The sequence below is a fragment of the Herbaspirillum sp. Her2 genome (assembly GCF_057961375.1).
The window spans coordinates 3,115,100-3,130,977 of record NZ_CM176331.1 but is presented as its reverse complement, the minus strand read 5'-3'; the positions used below and the strand labels follow the sequence as shown (position 1 = coordinate 3,130,977).

The following is a 15,878-nucleotide window of genomic DNA, read 5'->3' as shown; positions in this document are numbered from 1 at the left end:
AAGTGAGTTGCCGATGACTGCCTCTCCCCTGGTTGATCGCCTGGCCAGCCTGATTGCCCGGCAAGCGCTGGCACCGGGCCAGAAGCTGCCGTCTGAACGCACGCTGGCGGCCGAGTTCGGGGTGTCGCGTTCGTCCCTGCGCGAGGCCATTGGCGTGCTGGCCAGCCGGGGTGTGCTGGTGGCGCGTCACGGTGGCGGCACCTTCATGGCGGACGATGAGCAGGCGGCGCTGACCGACCCGATTGCCGAGGCCTTGCAGCCGCTGGCGCCACTGGCGCGCAGCGATGCCGGCTACTGGAAGGACGTCGCCGAGATCCGCTTTTCGCTGGAAGGCGATGCGGCCTATTTCGCCGCCCTGCGCGCCAGCGACGACGACAAGCGCCGCCTGCAGCAGGCCTATCTAGCAGTCTCCACTGCGCCGCTCGACGATCTGGCCGCGCAGGCGCGCACCGATGCGGCCTTCCATCTCGCCATCGCCCAGGCCTCGCGCAATGTGGTGTTGCGGCAGGTGATGTCGGGCCTGTTGCGGCTGCTGGAGATCAGCATTGCCGACACCCTGCGCCAGCTGTATCGCCTGCCGGACATCGTGGCCCAGCTGGATCAGCAACATCGCCAGATCCTCGATGCCATCCTCGCCGGCCGCGCCGAAGAGGCGCGCCAGCATGCCAATGCGCATCTCGACTTCGTGCAGCAGCGCCTGCTGGACATCGAAGAAGCCCCCGCCCGTGCGCGGCGTGCCGCTGCCGTTTGATTTCTTTCACGTTACCAGGACCATCATGATCATCTCTTCCACCCACGATTACCGCGAAGCCGCCCGGCGTCGCTTGCCGCGTTTCCTGTTCGACTACATCGACGGCGGTGCCTACGATGAACACACGCTGGCGCGCAATTCGCTGGACCTGCGCCAGCTGGCCTTGCGTCAGCGGGTACTCAAGGAAGTGGGCGAAGTCGATCTCTCCACCACGCTGCTGGGCCAGTCGCTGGCCATGCCGCTGGCGCTGTCGCCGGTCGGCCTGACCGGGATGTATGCCCGGCGCGGGGAGGTGCAGGCGGCGCGGGCGGCGGAGAAGGCGGGCATCCCCTTCACCTTGTCGACGGTGTCGGTGTGCCCGATCGAAGAGGTGCAGCAGGCGGTGACGCGGCCGATCTGGTTCCAGCTGTATGTGCTCAAGGATCGCGGCTTCATGAAGAACGTGCTGGACCGCGCCTGGGCGGCGGGTGTGCGCACGCTGGTGTTCACGGTGGACATGCCGGTGCCGGGCGCACGCTATCGCGACCGCAATTCGGGCATGTCCGGGCCCAATGCGGCGCTGCGCCGCTATCTGCAGGCCGTCACGCATCCGCGCTGGGCGTGGGATGTGGGTTTGCTGGGACGTCCGCATGATCTCGGCAACGTCTCGGCCTATCTCAACAAGAAGACCGGACTGGAAGATTACGTAGGCTGGCTGGGGGCCAATTTCGATCCGGGCATCGGCTGGCATGACCTGCAGTGGATACGCGATTCCTGGCAGGGCAGCATGCTGTTGAAGGGCATCCTTGATCCCGAGGATGCACGCGAGGCGGTCCGATTCGGTGCCGATGGCATCGTGGTCTCCAACCATGGTGGCCGCCAGCTGGACGGCGTGCTCTCGACTGCGCGCGCCTTGCCGGAGATCGCCAGTGCGGTGAAGGGGGATCTCGCCCTGCTGGTGGATTCGGGCGTGCGTTCAGGGCTGGACGTGGTACGGCTGCTGGCATTGGGTGCCGATACGGTGATGCTGGGGCGTGCCTTCATCTATGCGCTGGCCGCAGAGGGGCAGGCCGGGGTGGAGAATGTGCTGAGTCTGTTTGCCAAGGAGATGCAGGTGGCCATGACCTTGACGGGGGCGCGCAGGATCGGCGAGATCAGTACGGATAGCCTGGTGAAGGCGGGTGCCAGCGCCCCCGTGATCTGAGCCTGAGAACCGGGGGCCGCTGCTGCTTCATGTTCGGTGGCGCTTCACATCTTCGCAATCACCAGCTCGCACTTGCGAACTGATTCCTGGCCGCGCAGCATGTCGCCCTTGAGCGCATAGATCGGTGCACCGGCGGTGATGCTGCCGGTAAACCGGAATTGCCACATCCGGTCGGGATCGTTGACGCGGTAGCCGAAGCCGGTCACGTCGAGCCGGTTGCTGCCGAACTGGCCGGTCAGGTTTTCCGCCCGTATGGCATCGCGGCGATGCAGGGAGATCGCGACCTTGCCCACTTCCGCCTCGAAATGCGCCTGATAGGCTTGCGAGAACTCGCCGTTGTCGGCGCGCGCTCCGCATGTCATCAAGCCGTACCAGCGCTCGCCACTGCGCACGCTGTTCGGATTGGCCGGCGTTGATGGAGCGGCCCCGGCGGGCGGAGCCATCGCGACGGGAGGCGCTGCCGGCGCAGGCAGCGCGGCCGGAGGCTGCGTCAATGCCGGTGGTGCGGGGGTGGCTGCGGTTGGCGTGCTGATCGTGCCGTTGCGCTTGGCGAGGACAGCGCGGCCGCGGGTCTCCAGATCGCGTATCCATTCGGCCGGTACAGCGAAGGAGAGATTCTGAACCGTGGCCCCGGCAATCATGGCGGTAGTGATGCCGATCAGTTCGCCCTTGTCATTGAACAGCCCGCCGCCGCTGGAGCCCGAGGAAATCGGTGCCGAGGTCTGCAGGAAGCGCAGCTTGCCCTCGTTATCCAGCCGCAATGCAGAAAGCAGCCCATCGCTGATCGTTTCTTCCAGCGCGCGCGGTGCTCCCAGCGTGAAGACCTTCTGCCCGACCCGCAGGCTGCGCGCCGGAGCGATGGTGACGGCGGGTGCCTTGAGGCCTTCGGCACGGACCTGGCAGAGATCGCGCTCCGGATCCGGAAACTCCAGCTTGCCCCCCAGCGTGAGATTGCCGCGCCGCAGCTTGAAGCTGCTGGCGCGCGCGAGTACGTGGCAATTGGTGACCAGCCGTTCCGGCCCGATCACGACGGCCGAACCGGTACTGAAGATCTGTCCTTGCGCGTCCATGGCCTGCACCACCCAGATACTGGGCGAGAGCTGCTGGAACAGGGTTTCGGCATCCAGTGCGTGGGCTGGCGGCGCTGCAGCGAGCAGGGGGCCGAGCAGGCCGAGCAGGCCGAGGAGCTTGGTCAGGCGGGATCTCATGGAGGTGCGTCTCAGGGGGTAGGCAGGAGGTTCTTGAGGTCGTCGATGGTGACCTGGCCATTGCGCCGCTGTTGCGCTGCCGGCAGGGGCGTGAAGACCAGGGCGGACTTGATGACGTCCTGTTCGGGGGGCGCGGGTGACTGGCCTGCGCTTTTCACGTAGGGACCGATGAGCCGCAGGACCACTTCGGCGCTCAGTACGGCCTGGCCCGGATACTCGGCGGGCTTGCGCAGCATCTTGACCACGGCATTGCCGGAGTAGGTGATGATGGGCGTGCCGGGTGTGTAGATGTAGATCGGGGCAGCGTGGGTGGCGGTGGGCGTGAGCCGGGCCAGGGGATCGTTGCCGTCTTGCGGGTCGCTTTGCCAGGAGGTATTGGTCATCGGCGGCGCGACCGGTTTGGGGACGGGATCGCTGGGCTTGAGGATGATGAAGTGGGAGTAGCCCTGTTGCTGCGTCAGTTCTGCGCAGCGATAGATCCAGTAATGCCAGACCATGTCGCGGCTGGTTTTGCCGTTGCCGGAGAAGGTGACGCGGTACAGGTCATCGGCCAGTTTGGCATCGGTATAGCCCCCGGTCAGTCCGCGCGGCCCGTAGGCGGTGGCGCAGCCGGCCAGCATTGTCGCTGCCAGCACGATGCCGGCAACGCCCCTGAATGATGATGTCAGCATCATGTTGTTCTTTGTTGTCGTGGATGATGTGGGCCCGTTTTGGCCGGTATGAAGTTCTCATCCGGCAGGGCCTTGATTCAATGTGTGAATCTTCACATGGCGTTCTGACAAAGGGCTGACGGGGGGCTGACCAGGAGTTTTCTTCAGAGAAAATTGAAACGAGCGCTGGAGAGGCGCTTCGCGGAAATGCGGGGATGTGAAGGAAGGGGCAAAAACAAAAAGGGCTCCAGCGAACTGGAGCCCTTCTCTTGTACTGCTGAATTTCTGGTAGGCCGTGCGGGATTCGAACCTGCGACCAACGGATTAAAAGCCAGATCAAGCGTCCGTATCATCACACAGAATTACTGGTAAACACAATTGTAGCGACTGACGGCAAGGACTGCACCCATGGTCGGAATCCAACGGGACGCTTCTTGACCTGCCAACCTTTGAGCTGGAAGATTCTCTGCACCGTGTTCTTGTTGAACCCGAGCAATGTTGATTTGCTCGCAGATTTGACCCTCTCCATTTGACCCACCTTCCATTGCCTGCTGAAGGCAGCCACCCGGTCATACGACCCCTCGTATCCCAGTTCTCTTAAGTCCAGGAACATCTGTTTTAGGGTCCTTCTTTGCTTCCGAGATTTGACCGCGTCTGCGCTGAGCCAAGCGGAGAGCTTGGCGGTGAAGTCATCGAGCGAGCTTGGCGAACGCCTTGCTGGATAAGCAGGTTCGCTGACATCGGATCGGATGTAGCGGCGAACTGTGTTGCGGGAAATGTCGAGCCTGCGGGCGATTTCCCGAATTGAGATGCGGTCTCTGATGTACCAGCGTCGAATAATTCCAAGTAGGGCCACGTCTATCACTCCGTTCTCCCGCTCGCTGTCATGAGCAGGATTGTGGTCTAAACATGGGTCAACTTTGGATGCAAATTTCCGGGGAAAGTGGGTCAGTTTTCAATGCAAATCAACAAAAAAGGGCTCCAGCGAACTGGAGCCCTTCTCTTGTACTGCTGAATTTCTGGTAGGCCGTGCGGGATTCGAACCTGCGACCAACGGATTAAAAGTCCGCTGCTCTACCAGCTGAGCTAACGACCCGAAAGACCGCTATTATAGGCAAACTCTATCGGCGGTGTCAACACTGTGCCTTCACAAACGATCAAGATCGTTCATCAAACACCACCACCGCGATGAACCCGCTTACTTGAGCGACGCCATCCTATCCTTGCCGGTCTGTGCGGCAGGGGTGTTCGGATACTTGGCGATCAACTGTTCCAGGGTCTTCTTGGCCGCTGCCTTGTCCTTCAGTTCAGCTTGCGAACTGGCGATGTTGAGCAGGGCGTCAGCGGCCTTGGGGTTGTCCGGATAATTCTTCACCACCACCTGCTGTGCAGCGATGGCACCCTTGTAGTCGCGCTGGGCGTACAGGGCATTGCCTTGCCAGTATTGCGCCGAGGCGGCGTAGCCGGATTGCGGATAGCGCTTGATGAAGTCGGCAAAGGCGTTGGCCGCTCCCTTGTAGTCGCCACCCTTGAATTGCGACAGGGCCGCATCATAGGCCTGCTGTTCGGACACGCCCACAGCCACGGTCTGGCCATCGACTTGCACCTGCTGCGGCTCGAGCTTGCGCAGGCGTGCATCCAGGTCGACGTAGAAATCCTTCTGGCGTTGCTGGGCGTTGGTAATCTCGTTGGTCAGCACCTCGATCTGGCCGCGCAGCGCCGCAATCTGGGATTGCAGGTTGTCGTTGCGGTCCGAGAGCGTCAGGACGCTGTTCTTGTCAGCCTTGTTGGCAACGTCACGCTGCAGGGCTTCGATCTTGGAACGAATGTCCAGGATGGCCTTGCGCGCCTCGTCATCATCAAACAGGCCGGCACGGGCGGTAAGCGGTAGGAAAGCCGTGGCGGCCAGCAAGGCCGCCACGGTTACCGATTTCAGTTTGAAAGCGGTATGCATGTCGATTATTGGTAAGCGATGTCAGCGCGACGGTTCTCGGCGTAGGACGCTTCATCCTGGCCCAGTGCCTTGGGCTTTTCCTTGCCGAAGGAAACCGCTTCCACTTGTGCATCCGACACGCCCAGCAGGACCAGTGCCTTGCGGACGGCTTCTGCACGCTTCTGACCCAGGGCCAGGTTGTACTCGGCGCCACCGCGATCATCGGTGTTGCCCTGGATGATCACCTTGCGGTCCTTGTGGGCCACCAGGTACTTGGCGTGGTTTTCGATGACGGTACGGTATTCCGGCTTGACAGTGTAGCTGTCGTAGTCGAAGTACACGCTACGCTTGGCCAGCACGCCTTGCGGGTCGTTCAGCGGATCAACCGAACCGGCGTTGACGGTGCCCACGGCGCGGGTGTCAGCGCCGTTGCTGGCGCCGTTCTGCACGGGGGCGTTGGCCTTGTCGTCCAGCTTGGTCGACGAGCAGGCGGCCAGCAGAACAGCGCTGGAGACGATGAGGGCGAAGGTACTGATAGTGCGCATTTTGGATTTCTCCTTGTCGTGATGAAAGCAATATTGGATTTCTTTATTTCATGAACGGACCCCAGGTCGGTTCCCTGATATCACCGGCCTGCGTCGTCAGACGCTGTTTGATTCGGCCATCGACGGAAACGACGGCCAGGGATCCGCGACGACCAGATTCCGTCGCGTACATGATGTATTTGCCATTGGGCGCAAAGCTGGGCGACTGGTCACGGCTGCCATCGGAGAGGCGAATCTCCTGGCCATTGGTCAGGTCCAGTGCATACAGCTGGAACAGACCGTCGCGACGCGAAATGAAGGCCAGCGTCTTGCCATCCGGCGAAATGCGCGGGCTGATGTTGTAGCTGCCATTGAAAGTGACGCGTTGGGGCGAGCCACCATCCAGGCCCACCTTGTACACCTGCGGGCCGCCGCTGCGGTCGCTGGTGAAGTAGACGCTACCGCCATCAGGCGAAAACTGCGGTTCGGTATCGATGCCGGCACTGTTGGTCAGGCGGCGCAGGCCCGAACCGTCGGCATTGATCACGTAGACCTGGGTCAGGCCATCGCGCGTCAGGGCCACGGCCAGGCGCGAGCCGTCCGGCGACCAGGCCGGGGCCGAGTTGCTGCCCTTGAAGTTGGCCACGATGGAGCGCTGGCGGGTCACCAGGTTCTGGATGTAGACCACCGGCTTCTTCATCTCGAAGGAAACGTAGGCGACCTTGGTGCCATCCGGCGACCAGGACGGCGAGATGATCGGCTCATTGGAGCGCAATGCCACCTGCGTGCCTTCCCCATCGGCATCGGCCACTTCCAGGCGGTATTCGTTTCCGGACTTGGTCACATAGGAGATGCGGGTGGAGAAGATGCCCGGGATGCCGGTCAGCTTCTGGTAGATGTCGTCGGCGATCTTGTGCGCGGTCAGGCGCAGCAGTTGCGGCTGGGCACCGATGGACAGGGCCGAGAGCTGGCTCGACTGCACCGTGTCGAACAGGCGATAACGCACGTCGAAACGGCCATCGGCCAGGCGCGTGACGCTGCCCACGGCCAGCGCATTGGCCCCGCGCTTCTGCCAGTCGGCATAGTTGATGGCCGAGGAATCCGAGAGCGCATCGCTGTTGTCGATCAGCTTGAAGATGCCGCTGCGGGCCAGGTCGGCCTTGACCACCGAGGTGATCTGCTGCGGAGCGGATTCTTCGCCCGGGAAGGCGGCGATGGCCACCGGGATCTGCGAGGCACCCACGCCGGTGATCTCGAAGCGGATCTGCGCCTGCGAGGCCGGGGCGAAGGACAGGCCGGCCACGGCCACCATGGCAGTGGCCATGCGGGTCAGGGACAGGGTCAGGTAACGGGCTTTAATCATCGTTTACTGATCTTTCGGATAATGGGTGAATGTGAAGCTGGACGGCACCTTGCCATCCGTATCGGCCGGGAAGGGCTGGGACTTCATGACGGCAGTCCGCACGGCATCGTCGAAGCCAGGGACACCTGAAGGCTTGTTCACACGCACGCTGCGTACCGTCCCGTCCGGGAACAATTCGACAGTGTACTCCCCGGCAGGGTTTCCGCTGACGCCGCTATTGTCGAAGACCGTGTTGCTGCGGATCTTGGCGCGCAACTTGTTGGCGTAGTTCGGGCTGCCCTTCGGACCTTGCGACTTCTCGGCCGTGCCGGTGCCACCGGTGGCACTGGTGGCCTGGCCCATCATGCGTTTCAGGTCTTCCTGGCGACGCTGTTCAGCCGCCTTGGCATCGGCCGCGGCTTGCTGCTGCTTCTTCTTGTCGGCAGCCTGCTTCTCGGCGTCGGCCTTCTTCTTGGCTTCTTCTTCCTTCTGCTTGTCTTCCTTCAGCTTCTTCTGCTTCTCGGCTTCCAGCTTTTCCTTCTTCTCGCGGTCAGCCTTGTCCTTCTCGGCCTGTTCCTTCTTCTCGCGCTCGGCCTTTTCCTTCTCTGCCTTGAGCTTGTCGGCCTTTTCCTGTTTCTCCTGCTCTTCCTTGCGCTTCTTTTCCTTCTCTTTTTGCAGGGCGATATCGGGCTTGTCGAGCTTGGGCTCGTCGATCACCTTGGGGGCGACGGTCTTGGGCTCGATCACGGGCTGCGGCTTGGGCGGCTCGACCACCGGATCAGGTTCGGGCTGCGGCTGTGGCGGCGTGGGCAGGGGCGCGGCTTCCTTGTACTGCGGATCCCAGATCTCGGCTTCCACCGTCAGCGGTGTTTCGCTCTGCCAGCGGATGCCGATCCAGAAGAACAGGAACAAGGCCACGTGCATCACCAGCGCCAGCGTGATGGCGCGCCAGCGGCCGGGTGGCTTGGGGATGGTGTAGTGTGCGTTATCGCTCATATCACTCGGCTGTGCGCTTACTTGGTGGCCAGGCCGACCCGCGCGATTCCCTGTTTCTTGGCTTCCGAGATGACTTGCACCACGTCGTCGTACTTGATTTCCTTGTCGGCCGAAATCATCACCGCCAGGTCCGGATTATCCTCATGCAGCTTGCGCAGGCGTTCCGACAGGTCGGTCTTGCCGGTCACGGTCTCGGCCTTCTTGCCGCCGCTCTTGGGGCCGTTGATGCGAATGGTGGCCTGGGCGTTGGGCTTCAGGGCGATCTCGATGTAATCCGACGGCGGCTGCGTGGACTTGCCCGCCGTGGGCAGGTTGATCACGCTGGGATTGGTGATGGGCGTGGCCACCATGAAGATGATGAGCAGCACCAGCATCACGTCGATGTAGGGCACGACGTTGATCTCGGACTTGAACTTGCGGGGACGGCCCCCGCGCATCGATGAGCCAGCCATTAGCGTGCCTGACGTTGCAAGATGTTGGAGAACTCTTCGATGAAGCTCTCGAAGCGGATCGCCAGACGGTCGATGTCGTGCGAATAGCGGTTGTAGGCCACCACCGCCGGAATGGCCGCGAACAGGCCGATGGCCGTGGCGATCAGGGCTTCGGCAATGCCGGGCGCCACCGCAGCCAGGGTGGCCTGCTGCACGTTGGCCAGGCCACGGAAGGCGTTCATGATGCCCCACACGGTGCCGAACAGGCCCACGTACGGGGACACCGAACCGACCGAGGCCAGGAAGGCCAGGTGCGATTCCAGCGCATCCATCTCGCGCTGGTAGGCGGCGCGCATGGCGCGGCGGGCACCGTCGAGCAGCAGGGCGGGTTCGACGGCACCGCCACGCGCGGCGACCGACGCCTTGGCCTTGGTGAATTCACCCATGCCGGCCTGGAAGATGCGCTCCAGCGCGCCACCGGCACCGGCCTTGCGGCGGTTGGACAGGGCATCCTGGTACAGCGCCGACAGGTTGCCGCCGGACCAGAAGACGCGCTCGAATTCCTCGGTCTGCACACGGGCTGAGCGGATGGTGAACATCTTGCGGAAGATGTAGGTCCAGCTGATGATCGAGGCCGACAGCAGCAGCAACATCACGAGTTGCACCAGGACGGACGCGTTGGCGATCAGTGAAATGAAGGACAGGTCTTGTGTGACGTTCATGGGAAAGTGTGGCGGCTTGAAGGCGGCGTTGGGGTGAGGAGGCTAGGTTAAAAATCTGTTGTTTTGTGTGAACGTTCAGTGAGGCGGTGACGCTATATGAAACGGTACGAAACAAAAGACGGCAAATGTGCAGAGAAGTTTTCCACGGCGCAGATTGTCCCAAACGACGGGAATGTGTCGCCACAAGGCGACAGTCCCAGCACCATAAAGGCCCGGATGAGCTTTTCCGTTGACATCATGTGGCCTTCTTGATGCGATTCAGCAATTCGTCAGGAATCGGACGCGGCCGGAAAGTGGCCTGGTCCACACAGACTACGGTGATGCTGCCTCGTGCCAGCAGACGCGGTGCGCTGCCATCGAGGCCTGCGCTACCTGAGCCGTCCCCCGACGGCAGGCGCCAGGCCTCCTGGATGAATTGCATGGAGGCATTTCGAAATTTTTCGACCACGACGGTCAGGCGGAGTTCATCGTCCAGGCGGGCGGGCGAGAGATAGTCGACGCTGGTGTTCTTGACCACGAAGATGGCACCGGTGGTCTCGGCCAGGTGCTGCTGCTGGAAACCGAAGGAGCGCAGCCATTCGGTGCGGGCGCGCTCAAAGAACTTCAGGTAGTTGGCGTAGAAGACCACGCCTCCGGTGTCAGTATCTTCGTAATAGACCCGGATCTTCCAGTCGAATGGACTACTGGCGGCACTCATATGCTTCTTGTTATTGGGAAATCTGCTGTGGCAGGGGAGTAAGAATCAGGAAATCAGGAAAAGTGAACAGGAAACCCATCGCGGTCCGCGATGATGCCGTCAGGCAAGCGAACGAATTGACGGCCGCTCGCTGCCTGCAGAACTTGTCCATCCGCCAAGGTCGGGCGAGGATGGCGTTCTTGCGGTGCCAGGGCACCTTCGGCAAAAACGCCATTCTACTCCATCCCTTACTGTTTGCGCTTGATGTTGAAGGGGCTGAAGCCCTGGCAGGTCGGCATCAGTTCCATGTAATTGATGTTCACATGGGCGGGCATGGTGGCGACCCAGAAGGCGGCTTCCGCGATGTCTTCAGCCGTCAGCGGGGTCGTTCCTTCATACACCTTCGCCGCCGCGCCATCGTCGCCCTTGAAGCGCACGTTGGAGAACTCGGTGCCGCCGCACAGGCCGGGCGCCAGGTTGGTGGCGCGCACGCCGGTACCGACCAGGTCGGCACGCAGGTTCAGGGTGAACTGGTCGACGAAGGCCTTGGTGGCACCGTAGACGTTGCCGCCCGGATAGGGATAGGCACCGGCCACCGAGCCCAGGTTGATGATGGTGCCGCTGCCGCGCTTGACCATCTCCGGCAGCAGGGCGTGGGTGATGGTGACCAGGCCCTTGACGTTGGTGTCGATCATGGTTTCCCAGTCCGACAGCGCCACTTCGTGTGCCGGGCCCAGACCCAGCGCCAGGCCGGCGTTGTTGACCAGCACGTCGACCTGCTTCCACTCGCCCGACAGGCTCTCCAGGCCGGCGTTGATCGATTCCTTGCTGGTCACGTCCAGCACCAGGGGCAGCACCTTGTCGGCACCCAGTTCCTTGACCAGGTCATCCAGGCGCTCCTTGCGGCGACCGGCCGCGATCACCTTGTGACCGTTGCCGGCAAATTTGCGTGCCATGGCGGCACCGAAGCCTGCGGTTGCTCCTGTAATCAACACGACCATCTCTTGATTCTCCTGTTGTGTGGCGATGAGACCGGTGCCGGGCAGGGAAACTGGATAAAGCTTCACACCGGCGATCCGGAAGTAAAAACGAAAGAAGCGAAATTGTAGCCCAAAGCCGCTTTTTACGAGGATGGGCTCGCTTTTCTCGGGTTTTTTCCGGCTTTTTCTTTCATATCGGCTCGGGAGCGTGGCTGTTGCGCGGCCACCATGGTTCTTGCCCAAATCGCCCCGTTTCACTACAATGCGCTCACCATTTCGTCTCACGTGACTGGCGAAACGCCGGGTAAAACCGGCCAAGATGGGGATCCATCGGGAAGCGTGAGATTTCAACAGCCGTGCGCCTGGGCAGCCGAATGGACAGTACGACTGAGGCTGCCCGCAATCCCATTCCATTTTTCCGGCCCTCATTCGATTTCGGAAGTCGAGCCCCCGGCATGTCCGCATGCTGCCGGTGACGCGATCTTCGGCCCCAGCTCATCAATTTGGAGAAAAGCCATGTTTGACAAGAACCAGACTCTCGCGAAAGTCGATCCCGACCTGTGGTCTGCCATCCAGAAGGAAAACACCCGCCAGCAGGATCACATTGAGCTGATCGCGTCTGAAAACTACACCTCGCCGGCCGTGATGGAAGCGCAAGGTTCGCAGCTGACCAACAAGTACGCCGAAGGCTATCCGGGCAAGCGCTACTACGGTGGCTGTGAATTCGTGGACGTGGCCGAGCAGCTGGCCATCGACCGCCTGAAGGCCCTGTTCGGCGCCGAAGCCGCCAACGTGCAACCCAACTCCGGTTCCCAGGCCAATCAGGGCGTGTTCTTCGCCATGTTGAAGCCGGGCGACACCATCATGGGCATGTCGCTGGCAGAAGGCGGCCACCTGACCCACGGCATGGCACTGAACATGTCGGGCAAGTGGTTCAACGTGGTCTCCTACGGCCTGAACGAAAAGGAAGAGATCGACTACGACGCCATGGAACGCCTGGCTCGTGAGAAGAAGCCCAAGCTGATCATCGCTGGCGCTTCGGCTTACTCGCTGCGCATCGATTTCGAGCGCTTCGCCAAGATCGCCAAGGAAGTCGGTGCCTACTTCATGGTGGACATGGCCCACTACGCCGGCCTGATCGCCGCAGGCGTGTACCCGAACCCGGTGCCCTTCGCCGACTTCGTCACCTCGACCACCCACAAGTCGCTGCGCGGTCCGCGCGGTGGCGTGATCCTGATGAAGGCCGAGCATGAGAAGGCCATCAACTCGGCCATCTTCCCCGGTATCCAGGGCGGCCCGCTGATGCACGTCATCGCGGCCAAGGCCGTGGCCTTCAAGGAAGCAGCTTCGCCGGAATTCAAGGCGTATCAGCAGCAAGTGGTGAAGAACGCCGACGTGCTGGCCAAGACCCTGATCAAGCGCGGCCTGCGCATCGTCTCCGGCGGCACCGAGTCGCACGTGATGCTGGTGGACCTGCGTCCCAAGGGTCTGACCGGCAAGGAAGCCGAAGCCATCCTGGGTTCGGCCCACATGACCTGCAACAAGAACGGCATCCCCAACGATCCGGAAAAGCCATTCGTGACCTCCGGCATCCGCCTGGGCAGCCCGGCCATGACCACCCGTGGTTTCAAGGAAGCCGAAGCTGAGAAGGTCGGCAACCTGATCGCCGACGTGCTGGACAACCCGCACGATGCCGCCACCATCGAGCGCGTCAAGGCCGAAGTGAAGAAGCTGACCGAGGCCTTCCCGGTCTACGGCTGATTGACGGCGGAAATGCCGGCCCGTTGGGGCCGGCGTGAAGTTTTCTGCCAAAAAGCGGAAACTGTACCTGTCGTAGAAGATGTTCCGGACGGCGCCCGTTACTGCGGGCGCCGTCGCTTATTTGGACCGGCCGGTTTGCCCTCGCATACGATGGCCGGGCCGGCCTGGGGATGCAACACTGTGGTGCTGGCCATGGCGTGGCCGGCGCGTCATCGAAGTACCGGGCCCCGGCCCTCATTGTCCAGCTCAATCCAACTACTGCCTCACTGCCACCATGAAGTGCCCATTCTGCAATCACGAAGATACCCCGGTGCTGGATACGCGCCTGTCCGAGGACGGCCATTCCATTCGCCGCCGCCGCCGCTGCGGCAATTGCGACAAGCGCTTCACGACTTACGAGCGCATCGAGCTGACCATGCCGGTGATCGTCAAGAAGAATGGCAGCCGTACCGACTTTGATCCGGCCAAGCTGCGCGGCAGCCTGATGCTGGCACTGCGCAAGCGCCCGGTATCGGCCGAGGCGGTCGATATGGCCATCCAGAGCATCCAGGACAAGCTGCTGCAAAGCGGCGAGCGCGAGGTGATGTCGGGACAGGTGGGGGAGCTGGTGATGCGCGAACTGAAGCGTCTGGACAAGATCGCCTATATCCGCTTTGCCTCGGTCTACAAGAGCTTCGAGGATGTGACCGAATTCCAGGATGTGATCGATGAAGTGGGACTGGAGCGCAAGGGCGCGAAGAAACGCGAGAGCTGAGTGAGGCGAAGAGGGGGCGGCGCTGCTTGGTCCTCCGTCACGCCAGCAAACAGGCGTAACAAAGAGGCATTACAAACAGGCATAAAAAAACGGCTGCGAATGCAGCCGTTTTTCTTCAATCCAAGTCCCGCCTGTGCCGCTGTGCCGGCATCCTGAACCTGACGGTTCAAGTTGGCTGCGGTAGTTCAATTTCGGGTTCATCGGACTAGCGACGCTCACGCCCATCAAACGATCCCACAGCCTATGCTCGTAAATGGTTCAAGGAATATATGGCAATCGCGAACACGGCAGGAGTACGAAGTCTAACCGATTCATCTTCGTCCTCCAAGACCTTCCTCAAAAATAAGTCGACGATTTTGTAACCGGATTTTCTTCAGGGGAAGTGCTTGCTCCGGGAAAGCAAAATGGCTGCGCAAGGCAGCCATTTTCTCAAGCACGCGTAAAGAATTTCCGCGTGTCAGCATGGCGCTGACAGCGCACTCAAAACAGTTTTTCCTGCGGGGCCAGCGCCTGGTCCACTACCTCGGTGATGGCGGCAATCTGCTGCTGCCATTGCGCAATGGTCAGGCCGGCGAAGGGACCTTCAGCACGTTGCATGCTCAGCAACTCGGCAGCGATGCCCAGTCCGGCCATCACGGCGATGCGGTCGGTGCCCTTGATGCGGCCGGCGTCGCGGATGGCGCGCATCTTCTGGTCGAGATAGGCCACGGCATGATGCAGCGCGGCCTGTTCGCCTTCCTGGCAGGCCAGCGTATAGGACTGGCCCATGATCATGGCATTGATCTGGATGGTGGTCATGCGGCCTCCTCACCGGCGGCAGCCGCTTCTTCTTCCACTTCGGCCACGGGCAGTTGCGCCAGCACGGCGGAGACGCGCTGGTAAGCCTGGTCCACGCGGGAGGCGAGGGTGGTGTTGTCTTCGGAGAGCAGTTTGACTTTCCGGCGCAGCTCGGCATTTTCTTCGCGCAGGCCTTGTGCCAGCTTGGCGAGCTGAGTGACTTTTTCAGCCAGTTGCAGGAATTCGGAACTCATGTGTTGATTTGTTCGCAGGGATGGGATGACGCCGGCCGGCGTCAACGTATGTCAGAGATGTTCAGGATCACAACGTCTCAATCGCACAATTATAAGCGCATTGCCACGCCACCTGAACAAGAACGGCCGCACGGAGCGGCCGGATGGGTTTGGTCAGCGGTCAGCGCCTTTGGTTCCCCTGCGCCAGGCGGATCGCCTATTCGCTGCGCCGCGTCGCCTGGCCGTGCATGCGCATGTAGCCCTGTTGCAGGACGAAATTGTCGAAGGCCGTCAGCAGCGGATGATATTTCTCGCTGTTGCGTTCCAGCTGCATGAGCGCGTAGCCGGTTGCTTCCAGCGTGGCCAGCTGTTCGGGCTTGTGCGACTTGCGGATGGTGTAGCGCGAGGTCGGGGTATCGATCAGCATCATGCGCGGCAGGGTTTGCAGGATCGGGTTTTCGAACAGCATCTTGCGGCTCTTGCGCCAGGTACCGTCGATGATCACCAGGCGCACGCGCTTGAGCGTCTCCTGCTTGTCCACCATCATGGTGCGCGCATCGAAGTAGCGGGTCTCGGGTGTGCAGACATCGTCCGTGTACAACAGCACCGGATGCACCGGTTCGGTCGAAGAGACGCCGCGCAGGCGGGACGGAGCGTGCATCATTGCGTGCAGTTCCTCGGCATCAAACACCGAGCCGACCACCAGCTTGCTGTACGGCAGGCTCAGGTGCAGCAGCCGCACGCTGTTTTTGGCATTGCTCACTTCCAGCGGATGCTGAAGGATCAGCACATCGACGGCATGATCGATGGGAGAGGTCCAGTGGCAGATGCAAGCCGTCAGTGCGCGTTGGCAGATGGGGCAGAGCAGTCTGCGGGCCAATTGTTGATCGTGGTTGGAAACCAAAATGTTCAGCCTTCTGTAGTTAGCGATGGTCATCCGGCGCAACGGGAAGCCGG

General features: G+C 61.6%; 18 protein-coding genes, 1 tRNA gene, 1 other RNA gene and 1 riboswitch. Of the genes, 4 read left to right on the top strand and 16 right to left on the bottom strand.

What is annotated here, in order from left to right:
• Positions 1-13: 13 nt before the first annotated feature.
• Positions 14-751, top strand: coding sequence for an FCD domain-containing protein (locus tag ACWHXP_RS14165; protein WP_034333759.1), 738 nt, complete (start codon positions 14-16; stop codon positions 749-751).
• A gap of 25 nt (positions 752-776) precedes the next feature.
• Complete coding sequence (lldD, locus tag ACWHXP_RS14160) at positions 777-1,934, top strand: FMN-dependent L-lactate dehydrogenase LldD (protein ID WP_489635720.1); 1,158 nt, start codon at positions 777-779, stop codon at positions 1,932-1,934.
• 44 nt (positions 1,935-1,978) lie between these two features.
• On the opposite strand, the gene ACWHXP_RS14155 is transcribed toward lldD, so the two are convergent.
• The 12 genes from ACWHXP_RS14155 to ACWHXP_RS14100 all read right to left on the bottom strand — a co-directional run bounded on the left by ACWHXP_RS14155 (position 1,979) and on the right by ACWHXP_RS14100 (position 11,417).
• A complete protein-coding gene (locus ACWHXP_RS14155; RefSeq protein WP_489635721.1) occupies positions 1,979-3,142 on the bottom strand; it encodes a S1C family serine protease in 1,164 nt (387 codons plus the stop codon).
• Between the two features lie 11 nt (positions 3,143-3,153).
• Positions 3,154-3,813 (bottom strand): CC0125/CC1285 family lipoprotein, encoded by a 660-nt coding sequence (locus ACWHXP_RS14150; RefSeq protein WP_489635722.1) that lies wholly within the window; start codon positions 3,811-3,813, stop codon positions 3,154-3,156.
• 331 nt (positions 3,814-4,144) lie between these two features.
• Positions 4,145-4,648, bottom strand: coding sequence for a helix-turn-helix domain-containing protein (locus tag ACWHXP_RS14145; RefSeq protein ID WP_489635723.1), 504 nt, complete (start codon positions 4,646-4,648; stop codon positions 4,145-4,147).
• Positions 4,649-4,812: 164 nt separating this feature from the next.
• Positions 4,813-4,888 (bottom strand) — tRNA-Lys (locus tag ACWHXP_RS14140).
• Positions 4,889-4,990: 102 nt separating this feature from the next.
• Positions 4,991-5,746, bottom strand: a complete 756-nt coding sequence (gene ybgF, locus ACWHXP_RS14135) for a tol-pal system protein YbgF (RefSeq protein ID WP_121037855.1) — start codon at positions 5,744-5,746, stop codon at positions 4,991-4,993.
• A 5-nt stretch (positions 5,747-5,751) separates the two neighbouring features.
• On the bottom strand, positions 5,752-6,270 hold the full coding sequence (gene pal, locus ACWHXP_RS14130; protein ID WP_008326545.1) for a peptidoglycan-associated lipoprotein Pal: 519 nt from the start codon (positions 6,268-6,270) through the stop codon (positions 5,752-5,754).
• 43 nt (positions 6,271-6,313) lie between these two features.
• A complete protein-coding gene (tolB, locus tag ACWHXP_RS14125; RefSeq protein WP_039788991.1) occupies positions 6,314-7,612 on the bottom strand; it encodes a Tol-Pal system beta propeller repeat protein TolB in 1,299 nt (432 codons plus the stop codon).
• Positions 7,613-7,615: 3 nt separating this feature from the next.
• On the bottom strand, positions 7,616-8,587 hold the full coding sequence (tolA, locus tag ACWHXP_RS14120) for a cell envelope integrity protein TolA (protein WP_489635724.1): 972 nt from the start codon (positions 8,585-8,587) through the stop codon (positions 7,616-7,618).
• A gap of 17 nt (positions 8,588-8,604) precedes the next feature.
• Positions 8,605-9,039: a biopolymer transporter ExbD gene (locus ACWHXP_RS14115; RefSeq protein WP_039788988.1), complete on the bottom strand. Its 435-nt coding sequence runs from the start codon at positions 9,037-9,039 to the stop codon at positions 8,605-8,607.
• A complete protein-coding gene (gene tolQ, locus ACWHXP_RS14110; RefSeq protein ID WP_039788986.1) occupies positions 9,039-9,740 on the bottom strand; it encodes a protein TolQ in 702 nt (233 codons plus the stop codon). The genes ACWHXP_RS14115 and tolQ overlap by 1 nt, the downstream gene beginning before the upstream one ends.
• Before the next feature lie 235 nt (positions 9,741-9,975).
• Entirely contained in the window at positions 9,976-10,437 is a 462-nt protein-coding gene (gene ybgC, locus ACWHXP_RS14105) for a tol-pal system-associated acyl-CoA thioesterase (RefSeq protein WP_489624898.1), read from the bottom strand.
• 227 nt (positions 10,438-10,664) lie between these two features.
• Positions 10,665-11,417, bottom strand: coding sequence for an SDR family oxidoreductase (locus tag ACWHXP_RS14100; protein ID WP_121037866.1), 753 nt, complete (start codon positions 11,415-11,417; stop codon positions 10,665-10,667).
• Positions 11,418-11,671: 254 nt separating this feature from the next.
• Positions 11,672-11,771, top strand: a riboswitch (ZMP/ZTP riboswitch).
• Between the two features lie 141 nt (positions 11,772-11,912).
• On the opposite strand from ACWHXP_RS14100, the gene glyA reads away from it, so the two are divergent.
• Both glyA and nrdR read left to right on the top strand, forming a co-directional pair.
• A complete protein-coding gene (gene glyA / locus ACWHXP_RS14095; protein WP_008326559.1) occupies positions 11,913-13,157 on the top strand; it encodes a serine hydroxymethyltransferase in 1,245 nt (414 codons plus the stop codon).
• Positions 13,158-13,431: 274 nt separating this feature from the next.
• Positions 13,432-13,911, top strand: a complete 480-nt coding sequence (nrdR, locus tag ACWHXP_RS14090; RefSeq protein ID WP_121037869.1) for a transcriptional regulator NrdR — start codon at positions 13,432-13,434, stop codon at positions 13,909-13,911.
• A gap of 120 nt (positions 13,912-14,031) precedes the next feature.
• On the opposite strand, the gene ssrS is transcribed toward nrdR, so the two are convergent.
• The 4 genes from ssrS to ACWHXP_RS14070 form a co-directional block, all read right to left on the bottom strand.
• A non-coding RNA gene (ssrS, locus tag ACWHXP_RS14085) (6S RNA) lies at positions 14,032-14,208 on the bottom strand.
• A gap of 183 nt (positions 14,209-14,391) precedes the next feature.
• Positions 14,392-14,709: a cell division protein ZapA gene (locus ACWHXP_RS14080; protein WP_121037871.1), complete on the bottom strand. Its 318-nt coding sequence runs from the start codon at positions 14,707-14,709 to the stop codon at positions 14,392-14,394.
• Positions 14,706-14,942, bottom strand: a complete 237-nt coding sequence (locus ACWHXP_RS14075; protein WP_034330350.1) for a hypothetical protein — start codon at positions 14,940-14,942, stop codon at positions 14,706-14,708. Before ACWHXP_RS14075 ends, ACWHXP_RS14080 begins: the two co-directional genes overlap by 4 nt.
• A gap of 196 nt (positions 14,943-15,138) precedes the next feature.
• A complete protein-coding gene (locus ACWHXP_RS14070; protein WP_039789792.1) occupies positions 15,139-15,825 on the bottom strand; it encodes a tRNA-uridine aminocarboxypropyltransferase in 687 nt (228 codons plus the stop codon).
• Positions 15,826-15,878: the final 53 nt, after the last annotated feature.